Source organism: Pseudomonas sp. I2, from assembly GCF_040984075.1.
In the GTDB taxonomy this organism is placed as follows: domain Bacteria; phylum Pseudomonadota; class Gammaproteobacteria; order Pseudomonadales; family Pseudomonadaceae; genus Aquipseudomonas; species Aquipseudomonas guariconensis_B.
Genome location: NZ_JBCGFQ010000111.1, coordinates 1 through 1,680, shown reverse-complemented (window position 1 = coordinate 1,680; position 1,680 = coordinate 1). Strand labels below are relative to the sequence as shown.

Annotated in this window: 3 protein-coding genes; all 3 read right to left on the bottom strand. The window is 63.3% G+C overall.

All coding sequences use genetic code 11. From position 1 onward, the window contains the following. Window positions 1-277, bottom strand: a 277-nt coding sequence (locus tag WCE05_RS25755; RefSeq protein WP_368816811.1) for an NAD(P)-binding domain-containing protein, incomplete at its 3' end; no start/stop codon positions are given. An 84-nt stretch (window positions 278-361) separates the two neighbouring features. Further along, window positions 362-1,144 carry a hydroxypyruvate isomerase gene (hyi, locus tag WCE05_RS25750; RefSeq protein WP_225789238.1) on the bottom strand — a complete coding sequence of 261 codons (783 nt, stop codon included), beginning with the start codon at window positions 1,142-1,144 and terminating at the stop codon, window positions 362-364. Window positions 1,145-1,175: 31 nt separating this feature from the next. Beyond that, a partial coding sequence (locus WCE05_RS25745; RefSeq protein WP_225789239.1) for a thiamine pyrophosphate-dependent enzyme occupies window positions 1,176-1,680 on the bottom strand: 505 nt, incomplete at its 5' end.

The following is a 1,680-nucleotide window of genomic DNA, read 5'->3' as shown; positions in this document are numbered from 1 at the left end:
AGCTCATGTCGATCACGATCTTGTTCGGGCCAACGCCTTCGGCCACGCCGTTTTCACCGAACAGGACGGCTTCGACCTGTGGGGTGTCGGGGACCATGACGATGATGAACTCGGCTTCCTGGGCCACGGCTTGCGGGGTCGGCAATGCCGTGGCGACGAGATCGGCCGGGGCCGGGTCGTGATGGGTGGAAACGAACAGTTCGTGACCTGCCTTTTGCAGGTTCTGGGCCATGGGTTTGCCCATGATGCCGGTGCCGATGAAACCGATTTTCGCCATGAGAGATTACCTCGTTGTATTGATTGAAATCTCGATGGGGCAGGCGACGCTGGCAGTGTGGGCGCTGCCCCTTCGAGAGCATCCTCAGATCGCGTTGTGGGTCTTCAGCCAACCCAGGCCCGCCTTGGTGGTGGTCAGTGGCTTGTACTCCGCACCCACCCAGCCCTGGTAGCCGATGCGGTCCAGGTGTTCGAACAGGAAGCGGTAGTTGATCTCGCCGGTACCGGGTTCGTTGCGGCCGGGGTTGTCGGCCAGCTGGATGTGGTTGATCGCAGCGAGGTGGGTTTTCATGGTGCGCGCCAGGTCACCTTCCATGATCTGCATGTGATAGATGTCGTACTGCAGGAACAGGTTGGCGCTGCCGACTTGCTCGCGGATGGCCAGCGCCTGGGGCGTGGTGTTGAGATAGAAGCCGGGGATGTCGCGGGTGTTGATCATCTCCATCACCAGCTTGATGCCCACGGCCTCGAGTCGGTTGGCGGCGTATTCGAGGTTGTCGAGCAGGGTGTTCTGCACCACGAACGGGTCGACGCCCTCTGGCGCGATGCCCGCCAGGCAGTTGACCTGGGTGTTGCCCAGGATCTTGGCGTATTCGATGGCTTTGTCGACACCGGCGCGAAATTCCTCGACGCGGTCGGGGTGGCAGGCGATGCCGCGCTCGCCTTGCGCCCAATCGCCCGCTGGCAGGTTGAACAGCACCTGCTGCAGTTGGTTGGCGTCCAGGCGGGCGCGCAGTTCCTCGACTGGGTAGTCGTAGGGGAACAGGTACTCGACGCCACGGAACCCGGCCTGGGCAGCGGCGGTGAAGCGGTCGAGGAAGTCCAGTTCGGTGAACAGCATGGACAGGTTGGCAGCGAAACGGGGCATGGTTGGCTCCTGATGGCTTGGCGTGGGCGGATCAGTCCAGCGGCATGATCGAGGTCGGGGCGTCGGCGGCGGTGCTGGCCAACGCCTCGAACTCGTTGATGGCGTTGATCTCGGTGCCCATGGCGATGTTGGTGACGCGCTCGAGGATGACTTCCACCACCACCGGCACGCGGAAGGTCTCCATCAGCTCGGTGGCCTTGGCGAAAGCAGCTTGCAGGTGGCTGGCGTCGAACACGCGGATCGCCTTGCAGCCCAGGCCCTCGACCACGGCCACGTGGTCCACGCCGTAGCTGCCCAGCTCCGGGGCATTGACGTTCTCGAATGACAGTTGCACGCAATAGTCCATGTCGAAACCGCGCTGGGCCTGGCGGATCAGGCCCAGGTAGGCGTTGTTCACCAGCACGTGGATGTAGGGCAGGTTGAACTGCGCGCCCACGGCCAGCTCTTCGATCATGAACTGGAAGTCGTAGTCACCCGACAGCGCGACGACCTTGCGCTTGGGATCGGCCTTGACCACGCCCAGGGCGGCGGGGATG